Genomic DNA, 20750 nt, shown 5'->3' with positions numbered 1-20750 from the left:
TCACCATGGACATTCTTCGCGCCGGCACCAGGCCTTCCGGCAAGGGACCGCCTGACTGGTTCACCGGAACGGTGCGGATCGATCCGCTCTTCAATCCCTTCGACGCCGAGCGGGTTCAAGGCGCACAGGTGACCTTCGAGCCCGGCGCCCGCACCGCCTGGCACACGCATCCGCTCGGCCAGACGCTGATCGTCGTCTCCGGCCTGGGCCGCGTGCAGCGCGAAGGTGGCCCGGTCGAGGAAATCCGTCCGGGCGACGTCGTCTGGTTCGCGCCCGGCGAAAAGCACTGGCACGGCGCGTCGCCTCGGACCGCCATGACCCACATTGCCCTCCAGGAGGTCAAGGACGGCAAGGTCGTGGACTGGCTGGAACATGTCAGCGACGGCGACTACGGCGGCTGATCTTCTCCCCTCGAAAGGAACCAACATGCTTGCAACCATTCTTCACAAACCGGGCGACATACGCTGCGAGGAAATCGCCGATCCGAAAATCATGCGGCCGACGGACGCCATCATCAAGCTGTCGGCAAGCTGCATCTGCGGCTCGGACTTGTGGCCCTATCGCGGGCTGCAGCCGGTCGCCGGGCCTATGCATATGGGCCACGAATATTGCGGTATCGTCGTCGAGGTCGGCGCAGAGGTGCGCACCGTCCGTCCCGGCCAGTTCGTCGTCGGCTCGTTCTGCCTCTCGGACAACACCTGCCCGCATTGCCGCTTCGGCTTCCAGTCGTCTTGCGTGCAGCGCGAGTTCATGTCGGGCGCGCAGGCGCCTTACGCCCGCGTGCCGTTGGCCGATGGCACACTGGTCGCCACCGCCGAGGTGCCGCCGGCCGAACTCATCCCTGACCTGCTGGCTGTGTCCGATGTGCTCGGCACCGGCTGGTACGCGGCCGACGCAGCCGAGGTCCGCGAAGGATCGACGGTGGTGGTGGTCGGCGACGGTGCGGTAGGCCTGATGGGCGTGCTTGCGGCCAAGGAGATAGGCGCCGAGCGCATCATCGCCATGAGCCGGCACGCCAGCCGCCAAAAACTCGCCCGCGAGTTCGGCGCGACCGACATCGTCGCTGAGCGCGGCGAGGAAGGCGTGGCCCGCATCAAGGAACTCACCAAGGGCGTCGGCGCGGACTCCGTGCTGGAATGCGTCGGCACGGGAGAATCCTTCGACCAGGCGCTGGCCTGCTCCCGCCCCGGCGGCACCATCGGCTATGTCGGCGTGCCGCATGGCGTGAACTTCGACGGCCAAAAACTATTCTTCGGCCAGAAACGCATGCTGGGCGGCCCGGCGCCGGTGCGCCGCTTCCTGCCCGACCTGATGGACCGTGTGCTGCAAGGTCGGATCAAGCCCGGCAAGGTCTTCGACCTCAAGCTGCCGTTGGCCGAGGTCGCTGAAGGCTACCGCGCCATGGACGAACGTCGCGCCATCAAGGTCATGCTTTCGGTGTGAAGCAAAGATCGGGCGGACGGCCTGTACGCACCCACAACTCAGAAAAGGAACAACGACATATGACTATGAGATTGAAGATTGCCGCCCTTGCGCTTGCGCTTTCGGTCGCCACGCCGGCTTTCTCGCAAGAGTCCGCGATCATCGGCGCATGGCGCATGATTTCGCTCGAGGCCGGCGCCGAGGGAAACCTCAAGCCCGTGCCATATTCCGGCCAGGTCATCTTCACCGAGGCCGGCACCCTCTCGGTGCAGGCGCAGAACCCCGACCCCAAGGCGCCGGACACGCCTTACACGGCGAATGGCTACGAAGCCTATTACGGGCCGGTCGCCATCAACGACAAGGACAAGACCTTCGTCATCACGATCGAGTCCTCCCTGGTCCGCAACCTTGTCGGCAAGAGCATGAAACGCAAATTCGAGGTCTCGGACAACAAACTGGTCCTCACGCCTGACAACCCGGCCGAAGGCTGGCGCGTGACCTACGAACGCTACTGATCCGAACAGTTGGATTACCGATTGACCAAAATGGCGCGGATATCAGACCGAAATGGCGTCATGGCGGAACTGGCGCCGATCATGGCGGCTGTCTTCGCCGGCTTCCTGCTGATCGGCCTGGCGCTACCCGTCCTGCCGCTGCATCTTCACCAGCAGCTTGGCTTCGGCCCCTTCGCAGTGGGACTGGTGACGGGCAGCCAGTTCGTCGCCTCGATGCTGTCGCGCATCGGGGCTGGCAACTATGCCGATGGGCGCGGCGGCAAGCGCGCCGTCGTCGTCGGCCTCATTGCCGCTACCCTTGCCGGGCTATTTTACCTCGGCTCGCTGGCATTGCTCGACCGGCCGGTAGCGTCCGCATCGGCGCTGTTCGCCGGACGGGCGGTGCTGGGCGCGTCCGAGAGCTTCATCATCACCGGCGGCGTCGCCTGGGGCCTCTCCGTTGCGGGCGGACAGAACTCCGGAAAAGTCATAGCCTGGGTGGGCACGGCGATGTTTGCGGCGCTCGCGCTAGGCGCGCCGGTCGGATCTGCGCTTTATGCAGCAAGCGGTTTCACCGCGATCGCGCTCGCGACGATCGTCCTGCCGCTGGCGACGCTGCTTGCCATCCTGCCGATGCGCGGCACCAGCGCCGCCGCGGGCAGCGTGCCGCAGTCATGGAGGAGCGTGGCGAAAGCGGTCTGGCTTCCTGGCGTCGGAGCTGCTTTCAGCAGCCTCGGCTATGGTGCTATTCTGGGCTTCGGCGCCCTGCTCTTCGCCGAGCGGGGCTGGCAGCCGGTATGGCTTCCCTTCACGGCCTATGCCGCGTCGCTGATCGTGGCAAGGCTGTGCTTCGGCCACCTGCCCGACAGGCTTGGGGGCGCACGCGTCGCTGTGATCTTCGTCGCGGTCGAGGCGGCAGGGCTGATGCTGATCTGGCTTGCGACCGGGCCTGTTGTCGCCGCGATCGGAGCGGGTCTGACTGGCCTCGGCTACTCGCTGGTCTATCCCGGCCTCGGCGCCGAGGCCGTAGGCCGTCTTCCGTCGCGCAGCCGCGGCCTGGCAATGGGACTCTACACCGTCTTCCTCGACGTGGCGCTCGGCTTCGGCAGTCCGGCGCTCGGCTTGGTCGCCGCGTCGACCGGGCTGCAATTCGTCTTCTTCGCCGTCGCGGCGGCGACGCTTCCGGCGTTGGGCATCGCTCTGCTGCTGGGTCGCCGTAGCGCTCCATTATAGACAGCTCGCCGACGCCGTCCGCATGAGGTTCGCTCATAGTCTCTTTCCGGGTTGCCACCAACGCTGAAGCCCTCCCCCGCAAGGTGCAGCGAGCGGCCGGCCAAGCTCCCCGCCCAGACACACTCCAGAAACAAAATTCAACAGTTCGGAAAAACCGGCGAAAAGATCGGGTGGCATAAGCTTCCCGGTCGGGATTCCGGGCACTTCCTTTTTGGAAGCCCTCCACCAACAAAATCGCAGCGGCGGCACAAGCCTGTTCCGGCGGCGGCATGAACAGCCGGGCAATGCCCCAGGACGAGAGAGTATGGACATGGACTACGATATCGCCGGGCTGGACAGCGACGCGGCAACACCGATCGGCGGCCTGCCAGGCATCGATGCGCTGGCACGGATCGCTCGCGGCCCGGCAAGGAACGGCCCGGTCCTGACGGGCGCCGACTTTGCCCGGCAGCCGGGTAAGCGGCTCGATGCGGTCTTCGAGCAGCTCGCCGTCACCTTCGCCGCGTTGCCGGCGGTGATCTCCGACGGGCGCGTCTGGACGTATCAGGAGCTGAACAGCCGTGCCAACCAGTGCGCCCGCATGCTGATCAAGCACGGCGTGCGGCCGGGCCACCGGGTCGGGCTCATTCTCGACCGGTCGGCGGAGACCTATGTGGCGTTGCTGGCGGTGATGAAGGCGGGGGCTGCCTTCGTGCCGCTAGCCACCGCGTTTCCGCAGGAGCGGATGGCGCTGATCATCGAAGACGCCGCCGTCAGCATGATCGTCACCATCGCCGCCTATGCGTCGCGCGCCGGTCAACTGCCCGTTCCCCATGTGCTGATCGACAGCGCCGCCGCCGAAATCTCCGCACAGTCGCCCGCGCCGCTGAAGCAGCAGGCGACCGACGACATTTGCTACATCCTCTATACCTCGGGCACCACCGGCAAGCCCAAGGGCGTGGTCATCACGCACCAGAGTTTCGTCAATTTCATACACGTCGCGGCCGCCTCCTATGGCTACCGGCCGGGCGACCGGGTCTATCAGGGCATGACCATTGCCTTCGACTTTTCCTCCGAAGAGATCTGGGTGCCGTTCGTCGCCGGCGCGACGGTGGTGCCGGCACCTGGCCAGATGCCGCTGGTGGGCGAGGAACTGGCGGATTTCCTGCGCCTCCATGACATCACCTGCATGGCCTGCAGCCCGACATTGTTGTCATCGATGACATCGGACGTTCCCAGCCTGCGCACGCTTCTGGTGGGCGGCGAGGCCTGCCCGCACAATCTGGTGGTGCGCTGGTCGAAGCCGGGCCGGCAGATCCTCAACACCTACGGGCCGACTGAGGCGACCGTCACCGCAACGATGGGGGCGCTGACGCCGGACCGTCCGGTGACCATCGGCGCTCCGTTGCCGACCTACTCGATCGTCATTCTGGACGCTTCGCTGCCGCAACTTGCCGAGCCCGGTGAACTGGGCGAGATCGGCATTGCCGGCATCGGGCTCGCCGTCGGTTATCTGAACCGGCCGGACCTGACCGACCAGAAATTCATCGCCGATTTCGTCGGCCTGCCGAACAACCCGTCGCAGCGCATCTACCGCACCGGCGATCTTGGCCGGATCAACGATAGCGGCGAGATCGAGTATGCCGGGCGCATCGACACGCAGGTGAAGATTCGCGGCTATCGCATCGAGCTCGGCGAGATCGAGGCGGTGCTGCTCGACCAGCCCGAGATCGCCCAGGCCGCCGTCACCACCTGGGAGATCGAACCCGGTCGCGTCGAACTGGTTGCCTATTACGCGCTTAAAACCGGCGTAGCGGCGATTTCCCGAGGGGATCTCGCCCAGACGATGAAGCGGCGGCTGCCCGACTACATGGTGCCCGCCTATCTGGAGGAGCTGCCTGCCATCCCGATGACCGTCTCCAACAAGGTAGACCTGCGCCAACTGCCGAAGCCGACGAGCGTCCGGCTTTCGGCCGATCGCACGATGGTGCCGCCCGGCAATGAGGACGAGCGATTCCTGGCGGAAGCGCTGGCCACGGTGCTGAAATTCGACGCGGTGTCGGTCGAGGATCACTTCTTCGACGATCTCGGCGCCAACTCCTTGCTGATGGCGCATTTCTGCGCGCGCGTGCGCACTAGGAAGGAATGGGCGACGACGTCGATGCGCGACATCTATCTCTATCCCACGGTGGCGCGCCTGGCGCTGCATCTGGGGGTAGCGGAGGAGATGACGACGGCAACCAACGAGCCGGTCCTCACCCGCCGGGCCTCGAATGTCGCCTACTGGACCTGCGGCGCGGCGCAGCTTTCGTTCTACAGCCTCTACAGCTACGTGGCGCTCTGGGCGATCAATGACGGCCTCAACTGGATGTATGACGCGCTCGACGATCCGCTGCAGCTCTATATCCGGTGCGTGGCGCTTTCGGCGGCCGTGTTCTTCGGCATGTCGGGCTTTGCCGTCCTTGCGAAATGGGTGCTCATCGGCCGGTGGAAGGCCGAGGCGTTTCCGATCTGGGGCGTGCGCTACTTCCGCTTCTGGGTGGTCAAGACATTGATCCGCACCGCGCCCGTCGTGCTGTTCCGCGGCAGCCCGCTCTACAGCCTCTATCTGCAGCTGCTCGGCACCAAGCTCGGGAAAAACGCCGTCATCGAATCGAAATCCGTGCCCGTCTGCACGGATCTTATTTCCATCGGCGCCAACACCATCCTGCGCAAGGAATCGATGATCCTCGGCTTCAGGGCCCAGTCCGGTTATATCCACACCGGGCCGCTGACCATCGGCCGCGATGCCTTCGTCGGCGTCGGCTCCACGCTCGATATCGACACCAGGATCGGCAACGGCGCCCAGCTCGGCCATTCGTCCTCGCTGCATCGCGGGCAAAGCATCCCGGACGGCGAGCACTGGCATGGATCGCCGGCGGTGCCGACCACGGCGGACTATTGCAAGGTGCGCAATGTCAATCCTTACCAGGTCCGGCGCTTCCTCTATGAAGCGCTGCAGCTGGTCGGCCTGTTTGGCCTTGTCACCCCGCTGCCGCTCCTGTTCCACAGCTACTGGGAATATGTCGGCGACGACTATCAGGAGACGATCGGCCTTGTCGCAATCGGCACCACGGTCACGCTTTTCGGCTATATCGCGGCGGCTTTCCTGGCAGCGACGCTGGTGCCGCGCCTGACGAGCCTGATCTTGAAGCCGGGCCGCACCTACACGCTTTACGGTTTCCGCTACTGGCTGCAGACCGTCGCCGAATTCGCCAGCAATTCCCGCGTGCTCGGGCTCCTGGCCGGCGACAGCTCGGCAATCGTGCACTACATGCGCGCCATCGGCTGGAACCTCAACAGAGTGGTGCAGACCGGCTCCAATTTCGGCTCCAACCAGCAGCATGAAAACCCGCTTCTGTGCGAGATCGGCACCGAGACCATGGTCTCGGACGGGCTGTTCATGATCAACATGCACAAGTCCGCCTCGGCCTTCAGGCTCGAGCCGACGCGCATCGGCGAACGCAACTATCTCGGCAACAACATCTACTATCCGCCGGACGGCCGCACCGGCGACAACGTGCTGCTCGGCACCAAGGTGATGATCCCCATCGACGGGCCGGTGCGCCAGAATGTCGGCCTTCTCGGTTCGCCTGCCTTTGAAATCCCGCGCATGGTGAACCGCGACAAGGAGCTTATAGCCGGCGTCGACGAGGCCGACCGGCGCCGGCGCATCCCGCACAAGAACCGCCACAACCTGGTGACCATTCTTCTGTTCCTGGCAACGCAATGGGTCATGCTGTTCGTCACGCTGGCGATCTGGGACCGGGCGCTGAACTACTATACGGAATGGGCGGAGGTCGCCCTGTTCGCCGCCGTGCTTTTGACCTCGGCGATCACAATTCCGTTCTACATTCTGGTCGAGCGGGCAAGCCTTGGCTTTGGCCGGCTGAAGCCGCAGATGACGACGATCTACGACGTCACCTTCTGGCGCCACGAACGCCACTGGAAGCTGGCGGATTCGCCGATCGTGCGCCTGTTCGCCGGCACGCCGTTCCGGCCGATGATCCTGCGCCTGCTCGGCGTCAAGGTCGGCAGCCGGGTCTATGACGGCGGCAGCAATTTGACCGAGCGTTCGCTGGTCGAGATCGGCGACGACGTCACGCTCAACGAGGGCTGCGTGATCCAGGCCCATTCGCTGGAAGAAGGCGCGTTCAAGTCCGATTTCATCCGCATCGGCGATGGTTGCACGCTCGGACCTTCCGCCTTTGTCCACTACGGCGTGGTGATGGGCAAAGGCTCGATGGTCGACGCGGACTCCTTCGTGATGAAGGGCGAAGAGCTGGAGCCCAACTCGATCTGGCGGGGCAACCCGGCCAAGCTGCATCGCTTCGTCGAGCCGGTGCCGGAGGATAGCGTCAAGGCAACGGCTTGATGGGCGCAGACGTCCGTCTCGTTTCGCTGACTGCGGCCAACCGGGCCTTGGTCGCGGCCCTGCAACTGGCCGCGGATCAGACCGATTTTGTCGCCAGAAATGCGGAGTCGCTGGACGAAGCCGAAACCGACGGGGACGCACGGCCGCGCGTCGTCATGGCAGGGGATCGCGTCGTCGGTTTCCTGATGTACGAGGCGCCGGAGGACGACGACGAGGCGCGGATCTACCGCTTCATGATCGATCGCGTCCATCAGGGCCAAGGCTACGGCAAGGCCGCTTTGCGCGAAGTGCTGGATGAAATCATGCGGCTCGGCCAAATCAGCCGCGTTTCGATCTGCTACGAACCTGGGAATGAAGCGGCACGCCGCCTCTATCGCGCTGCCGGTTTCGTCGAAGAAGGGCCCGACGAGGACGGGGAAATGATCGCCGACCTCGCTCTGCGGGGCGGCCAGCCATGACGCGCCCGCTCGATGCCGGTGCCAGCCTGTCGGCGCAGTTGCTGGCGGCGATGGCCGCCATGGCACCGGCCGGCGTTCAGATCGGATGCCGCACGATCCGCGAAGGCGATGAGAACCATTTGCTGCCGCAGGAAGCACGCTCCATCCCGTCACGCCTGCCGCTGATGCGGCGGGCGAGTGGCGCGGCGCGGTGGATCGCGCACGAGCTGCTGGCGGATATGGGCTTGAACGACGTCGCTATCCTCCGCGGCTCCTCCGGCGCACCGGTATGGCCTCATGGAGTAACGGGGTCGCTGGCTCACGACGACGAGATGGCCGTGGCGGCCGTCGCGCCGCTCTCCCACGTCGCCTCGCTCGGCATCGATATCGAGCCCGCTTTGCCCCTGCCCGACGACATCTTCGCGCTGGTTGCAGTCCCCGCTGACCGGATCGACGCAACCGACTTGTATCTTGCCGGTCGCATCCTTTTTGCCGCCAAGGAAGCTGTCTACAAGGCCGCCTACCCGCTTGATGGCGAAGTGCTGGGCTATGAGGACATCACCGTCGATCTCGACGCAAGCGACGCTGTGACGAAGACGGGCCGCAGAGCGAGACTGGTTTACTGCGTTGCTCCGTGTGTGGTCGTTCTGGCGTTTGTCGATGGTGTCCGAAGCGCCCCCCTTTAAGCGCGATGGGCCAGCGCCCGACAGCAACGCCTGCTCAACAAAGCGCTTTTTTTCGCAGAGCGGTCGCAAAAGGCTCACACGGTTCGTCCTTTGACAGAAGAAGGAGAGCGCCATGAGAAACCTTATTATCACCGAGTTCATCAGCATCGATGGCATCGCCGAGGTCGAGAAGCTGCCCAGCGTGACCTGGAACGATGAGATGCAAAGGTTCAAGGAGGACGAGCTTGCCGACAGCGGGGCCATGCTTCTGGGGCGCACGACCTACGAGATTTTTGCCGGCTCTTGGCCCAAGGAAACCGGAGACTTCGCCGACCGGTTCAATGCGCTGCCGAAATATGTCGCGTCGACAAGCCCGAAGGCACTCGACTGGAAACCGGCCGAGTTGCTGAAGGGTGCGTTGCCGGAAGCGGTTCGGGCGCTGAAGTAAGGCAGCGGCGGCAACATCTATGTGCATGGCAGCCTGAGCGTCGCGCGGGAATTGCTGCGCCATGGTCTGGTCGATCGCGTCAGGCTGCTGAGCTACCCTGGCTCCGTCGGGGAGGGCAAGAAGCTGTTCCCGCCCGATATGCCGGTGGCGTTGGAGCCGATCTCGACCGTACAGCTCAGCAATGGCGTGGTGGCGCTGGAATATGCGGCTGGGAGGGTGTGAGACGCCGGTGGGGTAATCTCCCCGTGAGGGGAGATGTCGCCGAAGGCGACAGAGGCGGTCGGTCCGTCCTGACGCAACCTCCTATCGACAGTAGGAGGTCTAGCTTCACGCGAGACGACCCCCTCTGGCCTGCCGGCCATCTCCCCCTCGAGGGGGGAGATCGGCAGCTCACCCTACTTTCTTCCCCCGCTTGCCCTTGGCACGCGCCTCGACCACTCTTTCCACCTCGCGCTTCAGTTCGTCCTTGACCTCCTGCGTCTCGGCAAGCAGCGTGTCGATCTTCATGAAATCGAGCACGCGGTATTTCGACACCGGCGGGCGGATCAGTATGTCGGGGGGGCGCTGGTTCAGCTTGTGGGCGATGATCGACTGCATCATCAATTGCGTGGCGCCGTACATCAGGTCGACCGTGGTCGGGTGCTTGCGCTCGGCCTCGCTCGGCGCACCGACGACGTCGATCGCGATGATGATGTCGGCGGCGTCTTCGATCAGGTCGAACGGCACCGGATTGTAGATGCCGCCGTCGATCAGCACGCGGTCGTCGCGCGTCACCGGGCGGAACACGGCGGGAATGGCAGCCGAGGCGGCGAGCGCCGAATGCAGGTCGCCCTCGTCGAAGACGGCCAGCTTGTGACCGAAATAGTCCGTCGCCGTCACCTTCAGCGGGATTTTCAGCTCGGCGAAGGTTTCCGGGATGGCTTCCGGCAGGAACGCCTTCAAGATGCGCTCTATGTTGAACTGGCTGACGCGGATGCCGCCCTGCATCGCCTCGGCGATGGTGCCGGGACGCGAGCGCCACATGCGCGCCGCCACCTCGGCGCGGCGGCCGAGGATCGAGCGGGCGTAGTCCTCGATGTCCTTGCCGCTCATGCCCGAGGCCATGCCGGCGCCCATGATGGCGCCGATCGAGGAGCCGGCGATGGCCACGGGCTTGATGCCGAGCTCGTTCAGCGCCTCGACGATGTGGATATGGGCGAGGCCGCGCGCGCCGCCGCCGCCAAAGGCGATACCGAAGGTGGGGCCCGAGGTGGAGCTCGTCATTTGCCCTCCAGCTTCGGCCCGATGCTCATAATCGCGGGCGCCGGCGTCAGCAGCTTCTTCGCCGCTGCCTTGACCTGATCGAGCGTCACACCGTTGATGTGCGCCGCGCGGCGCTGCACGTAATCGATGCCGAGATTGTCGAGTTGCAATTCCACCAGGGTCGCGGCAATGGCGCTGGAAGAATCCAGATTGCTGATAGCATAGGAGCCGACCATGTATTTCTTGGTGGCGTCCAGTTCGGCCTCGGTCGGCCCCTCCTCGGCCATCTTCTTGACCACCTCCTTGACGATGCCGAGCGTCTCGGCGGCGCGATCGGAACGCGTTGCGGTGGTGATGATCAGCGCGTTGGAATGCTGGTGATCGACCAGGTTGGAATCGACGGAATAGGCCAGGCCGCGCTTTTCCCGCACCTCGTCATAGAGGCGCGAGGTGAAGGTGCCGCCGCCGAGAATCTGGTTCATCAGCACCGCGGGGAAGAAATCCGGCGCATCGCGCTTCACACCGGGGTAGGCAAACTGCAGCGAGGTCTGCGGCAGGTCGTAGTCGACCTCGAGCTGCTGGCCCAGCTTCAGTTCGGTATCGGCAACCGGTTGCAGCACCTGCTTTTCCGGCAGATCGCCGAAGACCTCATCGAGCTTCCGTTTCAGCGTCGCGGCATCTATGTCGCCGACCACCGCGACATGCAGGCCGCTGCGGGCGAAATTGGCCTTGTGGAAGGCAGCCAGATCCGCCGCCGTGATGGTGGCGATGCTGTCCTTGGTGCCCTGGTCGGGCCTGGAATACGGATGTTCGCCATAGATCGCGCGCAGCCATTTGGTTTGCGCGACGGTGTTGGGGTCACGCTCATTGGCGATGATGCCGGACAGGATCTGGGCGCGGATGCGGTCGATCGGCGCCTGGTCGAAGCGCGGGCTGGTGACCGCCAGCCTGAGCAGGTCGAAGGCCGCGTCCTTCTGCTCGGCCAGCATCCGCATCGCGCCATAGGTGCCGTCGCGCGCCGCTTCGAAGCCCATTTCGGCGCCGGCATCGTCAAGCTTGATCTGGAAGGCCTCGCTGTCGAGGTCGCCGGCGCCCTCGTCGAATAGGCCGGTCATCAGATTGACCAGCCCTTCCCGCCCCGCCGGATCCTGCGTCGAGCCGCCATCGAAGACGAAGCGGATGGCGACGATCGGAATGGAGTGGTCCTCGACCAGCCAGGCGTTGACGCCTTTCGATGAGGTCACCGGCTGAATGTCCATCGCGTGCGCGGCAAGCGCCGGCAGGATGAGGAAGAAGATGCCGAGGAACAGTGTGGCGAAGACGTGGAGAACCGCGATGCGCCTATGAGTAATCGCATCAGGCCATTGATCGCCAACGTCAGCTCCGCCCCTCATCGCGCTGCCGGGCACTTCTCCCCGTATAGTGACGGGGAGAAAGGGTCTCGCCGCGACGCTGGCGCTCTTCTTACGACGCTGATGGTTGGCGAAATCGACGATGACAGCGCCCCTCTCCCTGTCACTATAGGGGGAGAGGATGCCGGTAGTCAGGTGAGGGGCAGCGCTAACGCTCAATCTCGTCATCATCAATTCCCCGCCTGTTGCTGCGGCAAGAGATAGCCGGTCGTCGTACGATCGAGCAGCAGATAGCGTGCGGCGACCGCCTTGATCTCATCGGCGGTGACCTTGCGAATGCGGTCCGGCCATTCCTGGATATCCCTGACGTTGCCGCCGGTGGCGAGCTCGGCGCCGTAGAGATTGGCCATCTCGTCCTGCTTGTCGCGGGCGAAGATCATGGCCCTGATATAGCGGGCCTTGGCCTTCTCCAGCTCATCGGCGGTGGCCCCGTCCTTGACGATGCGGGCGATCTCGGCGTCGACGGCCGCCTCGACGTCGCTCAGCTTGGCGTCGCCGCGCGGCGCGCCATAGACGGTGAAATTGGTGGCGTCGAGCATCGTACCCTGGAAGAAGGCGCCGGTCGCCGATGCGATGCCTTGCTTGACCACGAGTTGCTGGTAGAGCCTGCTGCGGCTGCCGCCGCCAAGGATCTCTCCCAGCAGGTCGAGCGCCTCGGCCTCGCCGGGTTTTGCCGTGTGGTAGGACGGAACCACCCATTGCGTCGAAAAGCTCGGCACCGAAACGCGCCCATCGGTGAGCGTCACCGTGCGCTTGGTGTTCTGCTCCGGCTCGACCGGGCGGATGCGCGGGGGCAGGTCGGGACCGCGCGCGACCTTGCCATAGGTTTTTTCGGCCAGCGCCTTCACGACCTCCGGCTCGACATCGCCGGCCACGATCAGCACCGCATTGTTGGGGCGGTAGTATTTGTCATAGAAGGCAACCGCATCGGTGCGGTTCAACTGCTCCATCTCCTGCATCCAGCCGATCACCGGAATGCGGTAGGGCTGGTTCTGCCAGAGCGTCGCGTCGACCTCTTCGTCGAGCACCGCCTGCGGATTGCTGTCGATGCGCGCGCGGCGCTCTTCCAGGATCACGTCGCGCTCGGTCTTGATGACCTCGTCGGTCAAGATGAGGTTGCGCATGCGATCGGCCTCGAAGCTCATCATCTCACCAAGTGCCGAGGGCGCCACCGTCTCGTGGAAGGCAGTGTAGTCATATGAGGTGAAGGCGTTGTTGGAGCCGCCGATGGCCGATATGGCGCGGTCGAACTCGCCCGCGGCGTGGTTGGTCGTGGCCTTGAACATCAGGTGTTCGAAGAAGTGCGCTATGCCGGACTTGCCTGGCGGCTCGTCGGCGCTGCCGATCTTGTACCACACCATATGGGTGACGATGGGGGCGCGATGATCGGGAACGACCACCACCTCCATTCCATTGTCGAGCAGGAAGTTGGCCACCTTGCCATCATCCGCGGCCAGGGCCGGGCCGGCCATGGTCAGCGCGGTGGCGAGCAAGGCTCTCCGCAGCCATTCAGTATGAAATGTCATTGATGGCTCCGGTTGTTATCGCGCGACGATAGGCAAGGTTAGCCGCGGAGGCAAAGTGAATTGTGCGTCATTTTGAAGGCGCCGGTCGCCCCACCCTTACGCAAGCTCGACGAACCGGATCACCGTCTCGCCGTAGTTTCGTTCATCAACCACCGAGAATTCCGGCCCAATCTCGAAGGGCGCCGAGGCGGCTTCCTCGACCACGCAGAGCGCGCCGGGCAGCAACCATCCGCCATCCCTGGCCGAGCGCAGGGCGCGCTCGCCAAGGCCCTTGCCATAGGGCGGATCGGCGAAGACCAGGCCGAATGCCGCAAGCGTACCGGCCTCACCCAGGGCGGTCGCGTCGCGGCGGAAGATCTTGGTGCGGCCGGTAAGGCCAAAAGCTTCGACATTGGTGCGGATCAGGCCGCGCCCTTCGGCCGATTCTTCGATAAAGACGCCATAGGAAGCGCCGCGCGACAGCGCTTCGAGGCCGAGAGCGCCGGTGCCGGCGAAAAGGTCGAGCACACGCGCGCCGTCGAGCTTGTCGGCAAAGCGGTGCGCCAACACGTTGAAGACGGCCTCGCGGGCGCGGTCGGTCGTCGGGCGGATGGCATGGTCGCGCGGCGTCGCCAGCGCACGCCCGCGAAATTGGCCGCCGACTATTCTCATTTATGCCCGGGTCTCATTTAAGGCCGGATCTCATTTAAGTCCCGGCATCATCTGGTCCTCGGGCCCTTGGGACCGTTGCGTGGCCGCTCGCCGCCCCGACCGCCATCCGGACGCTCGCCACCCGGCTTGCCGAACGGCTTGGCTCCGCCCGGCTTGCCATAGGCCGGCTTGCCATAGGACGGCTTGCCATAGGACGGCTTGAACGACGCCTTGCGCGCCTTGGCCTCGGCCGCCTTGGCGGCATCGGCTTCCGCCCTGCCCTTGCCGATCGGACGCGCGCCCGGCGCCATCCAGACATTAGCCTTGCGCTGGCCCGGCGGATCGATCGGCCGCTGCTCGCGCTCGGGCTTCTTGCCGCCGCGCGGTTTGTCACCAAAGGCGCGGCGCGGCTTGTCGCCGAAGCCTCCACGGGGCTTGTCGCCAAAATCGCCGCGCGGCTTTTCGCGAAACTCGCTGCGCGGCTTGTCCGAAAACTCGCTGCGCTCAGGTCTCGGGCCGCGTTCGCCAAAGCTCTTTTCAGGCCTCGCGCCCCTTTCGGGACTGGTCGACAGCTTGCCGAGCGCTTCGTCGCGGCTGCCTTCGCGGCGCTTGCGGTTCTTGATCAGACCGCCCTCGCCGATCGGCCGATGGTCACCCTCGCGGGTGACTTTCGGCCGTTCCGGCTCCACGTCACGCTCTCGCCGCACCGGCTGGTTGGAAAACGGCTTGATGATCTCGGCGTCGAAATTGGCGCCGGATTCCTCGACCAGTCGCTCGCCGAGCTGGTCGCGCAAGACGCGGCCCTTGATCTCCAGCACATGGCCTTCGGCTAGATCGTCGAGCTGGAACGGTCCGTAGGAGATACGGATCAGCCGCGTCACGTCGAGGCCGAGCGATCCAAGGATGTTCTTCACTTCGCGGTTCTTGCCTTCTCGCAGGCCGATCGTCAGCCAGGCGTTGGTGCCTTGCTCACGGTCGAGCGTCGCTTCGATGGCGCCGTAGAAGACGCCGTCGACGGCAATGCCTTCACGCAGGCCTGCGAGCATGCTTTCCTCGACCTTGCCATGAACGCGCACGCGGTAACGGCGCAGCCAGCCAGTGGCAGGCAGTTCGAGCACGCGCGACAGACCGCCATCATTGGTGAGCAGCAGCAGGCCTTCGGTGTTGATGTCGAGGCGGCCGATGGTCATCAGCCGCGGCAATTCGGCCGGCAGCACGTCGAACACGGTCTTGCGGCCCTCGGGGTCGCGGTTGGTGGTAACGACGCCGGCCGGCTTGTGAAACAGGAACAGGCGGGTGCGCTCGATCGGCGGGATCTCCATGCCGTCGAGATGGATGATGTCGCCCGGCATGACGTTGAAGGCCGGCGAGGTCAAAGCCCGGTTGTTGACCTTGACACGGCCCGCCGCGATCAGGTCTTCGGCGTCGCGGCGCGACGCCAGGCCGGCGCGGGCCAACCGCTTGGCGATACGCTCGCCGGCTTCTTCCGCATCTGCCGGACGGGGGCGCGGCTTGAAGGCGCCGCCAGATGCTTGCGGCCGGTCACCACCGAAATCGCGCTTGGGGCGATCGCTGAAGTCACGCTTGGGACGATCTCCGGCGTCGCGCTGCGGGCGATCGCCAAAATCGCGCTTTGGCCGGTCAAAACGCTTTTCGCCCTCGGCGGAAGCAGGCCGATCGCCACGCGGTGCGTAGGGCTTGCGCGGCCCTTCACGCTTTTCGAAAGGCTTGCCTTCGGGACGCGGCCCCTTGCTGAATGGCCGATCGCCGCCCTTGAAATCGCGCTTTGGCCGCTCGCCATCGGCCGCAACCGGCCGATCGCCGCGCGGTGCATAAGGCTTGCGCGGCCCCTCGCGCTTTTCATACGGCTTGCGTTCACCGTCGGCCGCCATAGGGCGATCCCCACGCGGCGCATAGGGTTTGCGCGGCCCTTCGCGCTTTTCATACGGCTTGCGCTCGCCTTCGGCTGCCATCGGCCGGTCACCGCGCGGTGCATATGGCTTGCGCGGTCCCTCGCGCTTTTCGAAGGGCTTGCCTTCGGAACGCGGACCTTTGCTGAATGGCCGGTCGCCACTTTTGAAATCGCGCTTGGGCCGCTCGCCCTCAGCCGCTGCGGGCCGGGCGCCTCGCGGTGAATAGGGTTTCTTGGCCCCGAAGGAGGGTTTGCCGCTTTTGCCGGCGGCGCCATCGCGGCGCGGCCCCGCGGCTCCAGGGCCGCTTTTGCCCGGGCCTTTGTGGCGCGGAGATTTCTTGTCGTTGTCGTCCATGTGGCCTTTGCCTTGTTGCGCTGCTACAGCGTGGCGCATCCTTTCGGACGCGCAAAGGACGCTATAGCACTTTGATTTGGCGCATGATCATTTCCGAAAATCTGTTCCGATATTCGGGTTGACGCGCTCCATAACAGGATCACCGCCAAGTGGCGAGGAGATAATCGGAATGGAAACCGCGTGAAGCGGCCGGATTTCATGGCGCTGGCGCTGAAAGAGGCGCAAGCCGCCGCCTTGCGCGGAGAAGTTCCGGTTGGCGCCGTCATCGCCAGCGGCGACACGGTGGTGGCATCCGCCGGTAACCGCACCCGCGAACTTGCCGATCCGACGGCGCATGCCGAAATGCTGGCCATCCGCGCGGCCTGCCAAACGCTCTCCAGCGAGCGGCTGACCGGCCACGACCTCTATGTGACGCTGGAACCCTGCGCCATGTGCGCAGGCGCCATTTCCTTCGCCAGGCTGCGCCGGCTCTATTTCGGCGCGGCCGACGAGAAGGGCGGCGCGGTGGTCAACGGCGTGCGCTTCTTCGCCTCGCCGACTTGCCACCATAAGCCCGACATCTATCCGGGCATGGCCGAGGCCGACGCGGCGCTGCTGCTCAGGGAATTCTTTCGGGAAAGACGCGAAACGTAGAGCCTTCAGCTACCGAAGGCGACGGTTCCTACCAGGAGGGCAGCCAGTCGAAGAGCCCGCCGCTCTTGCCCTTGGCGGCCGCTTCCTTCTTGAGGCGGCGTTCCTTCTTGTATTCATCCTCGCCGAGTTCGCCCTGCGGCGCCGTGTCGGAGGCAGCTCGATAGGCCAGAGGCGGCTCGCTCAGATATCTGCGAGTGTTGGGGTCGCCCTGCTTTTGCTCTGCGGTGCGGCGCTGGATCTCGGCGGCGCGGCCCTTGTCTGAATCCTTCGGCGACCAGGCCGGCGGGTGGCTGGAACCCGAATCCGCCAGCGCCTTCTTCACGGAAGCCGGATCGGTCTGCACGTCATCGACGATCCCCGATTGATAGGACGGGTCGTCCTGGTGGGCAGTGGCGTCGGCACGCAGGCGGGCGCGGCGCTGCTCGGGCGATTCGGGCCAATCGGTGCTCGCCGTCTCGATGCTTTCCTGAGGCGGCGGCAGCACTTCCTTCTGCCCCGGCGCCGGCTTTACCAGCTCCGGACGCGGCCTATAGTCGATCTGTTCCTTGTGCTTGGGCGTGATCGCGAAGGCGCCGGAAAGGTCTCCGGCAAGCTGCTCGCCAGCCGTCTTGTCGGTGCCGTAGGTAGGCGAACCCATGCAACCGGACAGAGCGAGGCCGGACGCGACAAGCGGCGCCAGCAGCGCAACGCGCGCATAAGTTCTCTTGGTCATGCCAAAAAGTCCCACTCTAGACAGCCTCTCGATCGTCACCGGCCGAAGGCCCGGTCCCATCGTCCACGCTCTTGCGACGGAATTCCGGCGACAATTTGTCTTCCGGAGTTTCGCGTGTTTATCTCAACCACTCGTTAAGGGCAACGCGCGGGCGCTTTTCACCCGCCCGCCGTGGCATTTGTGCACCGGCTTTGAGCACTCACAAACGTCCCAGAGCCTTGAGTTCATGCAGCACGGCGGCATCGCGGGCAGACACGTCGGGGAATTCCACGTCCTGCCCGACATCGGCGGTATAGCGCCACGAACGCGCGCATTTGACCAAGCCGCGGTCCTCGGCCTTTTCGACCACCACCGCGACACCTTTGACATCGTCGAGCGCAAAGGCGCCTTCCGGCGCCTTGCCGTGGGCGATGACGAGATCGCTGGTGATCGCCATTTCGGCCATGTCGACATCGGCGATCGCGGCTTCAAGCGCGGCATCGTCGAGGGTCACGACCGGCACGGCTTCCAGCGAGGCACCGATGACCTTCTGAGCGCGTGCGATCTCGAGCGCGCCGGTGACGACGCGGCGAACCTGCCGCACCTTGCGCCATTTCTCAGCCAGTGCCTCGTTCTTCCAGTCGGCCGGAATCTCGGGGAACTGGTCGAGATGCAGCGAGACAGCATCCGGATGACGGTCGAGCCAGGCTTCTTCCGTGGTGAAGGGCAGCATCGGCGCCAGCCATTTCACCAGGCAGTCGAAGAGGTGGCGCACCACTTGCACCGAGGCCTTGCGCTTCACGCTGGCGGGTCCCTCGCAATAGAGCGCGTCCTTCCTGATGTCGAAATAGAAGGCCGACAGCTCGACCACCATGAAGTCGAGCAAAGTGCGGGTGATGCGTTTGAACTCGAACGCGTCGTAGCCCGAGCGCACGACCTCATCGAGCTCGGCCAGCCGATGCAGCATCAGCCGCTCCAGTTCCGGCATCTTTTCGAGCGGCACCTCCTCGCCATCGTCATGGGCGAGCGTGCCCAGCATCCAGCGGATGGTGTTGCGGAGCTTGCGGTAGGCGTCGATGTTGGTCTGCAGCACGTTCTTGCCGAGACGCTGGTCTTCCCAATAATCCGTCGTCACCACCCATAACCGCAGAATGTCGGCGCCGGACTGCTTGATGACGTCTTGCGGCACGACGGTGTTGCCGAGCGATTTCGACATCTTTCGCCCCTCCTCATCCATGGTGAAGCCATGGGTGACGACGGTGTCGTAAGGTGCCCTGCCCCTGGTGCCGCAGCTTTCGAGCAGCGAGGAGTGGAACCAGCCGCGATGCTGGTCGGAGCCTTCGAGATAGACGTCGGCCGGCCATTTCAGGTCCGGACGGTCTTCCAGCGTGAAGACATGCGTCGAGCCCGAATCGAACCAGACGTCAAGGATGTCCATCACCTGCTTCCATTTGGAGGCATCGTGATTGCCGAGGAAACGCTCCTTGGCGCCGGCAGCGAACCAGGCGTCGGCGCCTTCCTGTTCGAAAGCATCCATGATGCGCTGGTTGACGGCTTCGTCCTTCAGCACGTTGCCATCCTCATCGGCAAAGACGGCGATCGGCACGCCCCAGGCGCGCTGGCGTGACAAGACCCAATCCGGGCGTTCCTCGATCATGGCGCGGATACGGTTCTGGCCGGCCGCCGGCACGAAGCGTGTGTCGTCGATCGCCTTCAGCGCACGGCTGCGCAACGTCGTGCCGTCGCCGAGGTCCTTGTCCATATAGACGAACCATTGCGGCGTGTTGCGGAAGATGATCGGCTTCTTCGACCGCCAGGAATGCGGGTAGGAATGCTTCAGCCGGCCGCGCGCGAACAGCGCGTTGCGCTTGATCAGTTCGTCGATGACCGCCTGATTGGCATTGCCCTTCTTGCCGTTATCGTCGATGACACGCGCGGCGCCACCTTCGCGATCCGGGCCAAAACCCGGCGCGTCCCTGGTGAAGAAGCCGGCATCATCTACAGTGAAGGGGATGGCAGGGTCGATGCCACGTGCGCGCAAATCCGATGCCGCATCCATCCAGGCATCAAAGTCCTCGCGGCCATGGCCGGGCGCGGTGTGGACGAAGCCGGTGCCGGCGTCGTCGGTGACATGATCGCCGGCCAGCATCGGCACGGCGAATTCGTAGCCGCCGCCGAGACCTTTGAAGGGATGGAAGCAGTGGATTTCCGCGAGGTCTCCAGCTGCTACGTGACCAACCAGCCGCACTTCAAGTTTTGCTTTCTGACTGCAATCCTCAAGCAATTTCTTGGCGAGAACGAACTTTTCACCAACTTGGGGCCCGAACTGATTCTGAGCGCTAGTTACCTCATAGAGTCCATACTGAATACGGTCAGAATACGCGATTGCTCGGTTTCCAGGGATCGTCCAGGGCGTGGTTGTCCAAATGACAACATACACATGCTCAGCAAATTTTGGATTTGAGGTCTGTGATGCAGTTTCTGCGTATTTTGCCGCTGCCTCAGCATCGGCAAAATCACGATTTAAATACTCTTTCTCGGGAAAATACTTCAGCGCTCCGTCGATCGGAAACTTCACCCAGATCGTATCGGATTCGTAGTCGTGGTACTCGATTTCCGCCTCGGCCAATGCCGTGCGTTCGACCACGCTCCACATCACCGGCTTGGAGCCGCGATAGAGCTGGCCGGACATGGCGAACTTCAACAACTCCCCAGCGATGCGCGACTCCGAGTGGAAAGCCATTGTCGTATAGGGGTTCTTGAAGTCGCCAACGACGCCGAGCCGCTGGAACTCGCCGCCCTGCACCGTGATCCAGTTCGCGGCGAAGTCGCGGCATTCCTTGCGGAACTCGTTGACCGGCACCTCGTCCTTGTTCTTGCCCTTGGCGCGGTACTGTTCCTCGATCTTCCATTCGATCGGCAGGCCGTGGCAGTCCCAGCCGGGCACGTAATTGGAGTCATAGCCGCGCATCTGGAACGAGCGGGTGATGACGTCCTTGAGGATCTTGTTCAGCGCGTGGCCGATATGGATGTTGCCGTTGGCGTAAGGCGGGCCGTCATGCAGCACGTATTTCTCGCGGCCTGCGGCCTCTTCGCGCAGCTTGCGGTAGAGATCCATGTCCTGCCAGCGCTTGACCAGCAGCGGTTCCTTTTCCGGCAAGCCAGCGCGCATCGGGAAATCCGTCTGCGGCAGATAAAGCGTCTTGGAATAGTCGATCGTTTCAACAGTGTCGGTCATTGGTCTGCCATATGCATTG

The 20750-nt window shown here is 64.3% G+C and carries 15 protein-coding genes and 1 pseudogene; 9 read left to right on the top strand and 7 right to left on the bottom strand.

From position 1 onward, the window contains the following. Positions 1-5 precede the first annotated feature (5 nt). The 8 genes and pseudogenes from NKJ78_RS00790 (at position 6) to NKJ78_RS00755 (ending at position 9314) form a co-directional block, all read left to right on the top strand. Positions 6-401, top strand: a complete 396-nt coding sequence (locus NKJ78_RS00790; RefSeq protein WP_352460530.1) for a (R)-mandelonitrile lyase — start codon at positions 6-8, stop codon at positions 399-401. A gap of 25 nt (positions 402-426) precedes the next feature. Continuing rightward, positions 427-1443 (top strand): zinc-dependent alcohol dehydrogenase family protein, encoded by a 1017-nt coding sequence (locus NKJ78_RS00785; RefSeq protein ID WP_352460529.1) that lies wholly within the window; start codon positions 427-429, stop codon positions 1441-1443. 59 nt (positions 1444-1502) lie between these two features. Continuing rightward, entirely contained in the window at positions 1503-1937 is a 435-nt protein-coding gene (locus NKJ78_RS00780) for a lipocalin-like domain-containing protein (RefSeq protein WP_023753752.1), read from the top strand. A 30-nt stretch (positions 1938-1967) separates the two neighbouring features. After that, positions 1968-3149: an arabinose transporter gene (locus NKJ78_RS00775; protein ID WP_031253307.1), complete on the top strand. Its 1182-nt coding sequence runs from the start codon at positions 1968-1970 to the stop codon at positions 3147-3149. Positions 3150-3453: 304 nt separating this feature from the next. Continuing rightward, positions 3454-7542, top strand: a complete 4089-nt coding sequence (locus NKJ78_RS00770; RefSeq protein WP_023739226.1) for a Pls/PosA family non-ribosomal peptide synthetase — start codon at positions 3454-3456, stop codon at positions 7540-7542. Continuing rightward, on the top strand, positions 7542-8000 hold the full coding sequence (locus NKJ78_RS00765) for a GNAT family N-acetyltransferase (protein WP_023739225.1): 459 nt from the start codon (positions 7542-7544) through the stop codon (positions 7998-8000). Before NKJ78_RS00770 ends, NKJ78_RS00765 begins: the two co-directional genes overlap by 1 nt. After that, complete coding sequence (locus tag NKJ78_RS00760) at positions 7997-8665, top strand: 4'-phosphopantetheinyl transferase family protein (RefSeq protein ID WP_023739224.1); 669 nt, start codon at positions 7997-7999, stop codon at positions 8663-8665. The genes NKJ78_RS00765 and NKJ78_RS00760 overlap by 4 nt, the downstream gene beginning before the upstream one ends. Before the next feature lie 112 nt (positions 8666-8777). Continuing rightward, a pseudogene (locus NKJ78_RS00755) lies at positions 8778-9314 on the top strand (dihydrofolate reductase family protein). 168 nt (positions 9315-9482) lie between these two features. Here the strand turns inward: NKJ78_RS00755 and NKJ78_RS00750 are convergent. The 5 genes from NKJ78_RS00750 to NKJ78_RS00730 all read right to left on the bottom strand — a co-directional run bounded on the left by NKJ78_RS00750 (position 9483) and on the right by NKJ78_RS00730 (position 16169). Then, complete coding sequence (locus tag NKJ78_RS00750; protein WP_352460528.1) at positions 9483-10355, bottom strand: patatin-like phospholipase family protein; 873 nt, start codon at positions 10353-10355, stop codon at positions 9483-9485. After that, positions 10352-11728 carry a M16 family metallopeptidase gene (locus tag NKJ78_RS00745; protein WP_352562292.1) on the bottom strand — a complete coding sequence of 459 codons (1377 nt, stop codon included), beginning with the start codon at positions 11726-11728 and terminating at the stop codon, positions 10352-10354. Before NKJ78_RS00745 ends, NKJ78_RS00750 begins: the two co-directional genes overlap by 4 nt. 188 nt (positions 11729-11916) lie before the next feature. Beyond that, on the bottom strand, positions 11917-13272 hold the full coding sequence (locus NKJ78_RS00740; protein ID WP_023739221.1) for a M16 family metallopeptidase: 1356 nt from the start codon (positions 13270-13272) through the stop codon (positions 11917-11919). Positions 13273-13368: 96 nt separating this feature from the next. Next, positions 13369-13923: a 16S rRNA (guanine(966)-N(2))-methyltransferase RsmD gene (rsmD, locus tag NKJ78_RS00735; protein WP_023739220.1), complete on the bottom strand. Its 555-nt coding sequence runs from the start codon at positions 13921-13923 to the stop codon at positions 13369-13371. 47 nt (positions 13924-13970) lie between these two features. Next, on the bottom strand, positions 13971-16169 hold the full coding sequence (locus NKJ78_RS00730) for a pseudouridine synthase (protein WP_023739219.1): 2199 nt from the start codon (positions 16167-16169) through the stop codon (positions 13971-13973). Positions 16170-16349: 180 nt separating this feature from the next. On the opposite strand from NKJ78_RS00730, the gene NKJ78_RS00725 reads away from it, so the two are divergent. Then, positions 16350-16802, top strand: coding sequence for a nucleoside deaminase (locus NKJ78_RS00725; protein ID WP_023682972.1), 453 nt, complete (start codon positions 16350-16352; stop codon positions 16800-16802). 28 nt (positions 16803-16830) lie between these two features. Here the strand turns inward: NKJ78_RS00725 and NKJ78_RS00720 are convergent, their stop codons facing one another. Beyond that, on the bottom strand, positions 16831-17514 hold the full coding sequence (locus NKJ78_RS00720) for a hypothetical protein (protein ID WP_023671541.1): 684 nt from the start codon (positions 17512-17514) through the stop codon (positions 16831-16833). A gap of 199 nt (positions 17515-17713) precedes the next feature. Continuing rightward, positions 17714-20731: an isoleucine--tRNA ligase gene (gene ileS / locus NKJ78_RS00715; protein ID WP_023739218.1), complete on the bottom strand. Its 3018-nt coding sequence runs from the start codon at positions 20729-20731 to the stop codon at positions 17714-17716. Between the last annotated feature and the right edge of the window lie 19 nt (positions 20732-20750).

The sequence above is a fragment of the Mesorhizobium sp. M0037 genome, from assembly GCF_040323635.1.
Lineage (GTDB): Bacteria > Pseudomonadota > Alphaproteobacteria > Rhizobiales > Rhizobiaceae > Mesorhizobium.
Note: the sequence above shows the minus strand (reverse complement) of the source record. Positions and strands in the feature narration are given on the sequence as shown.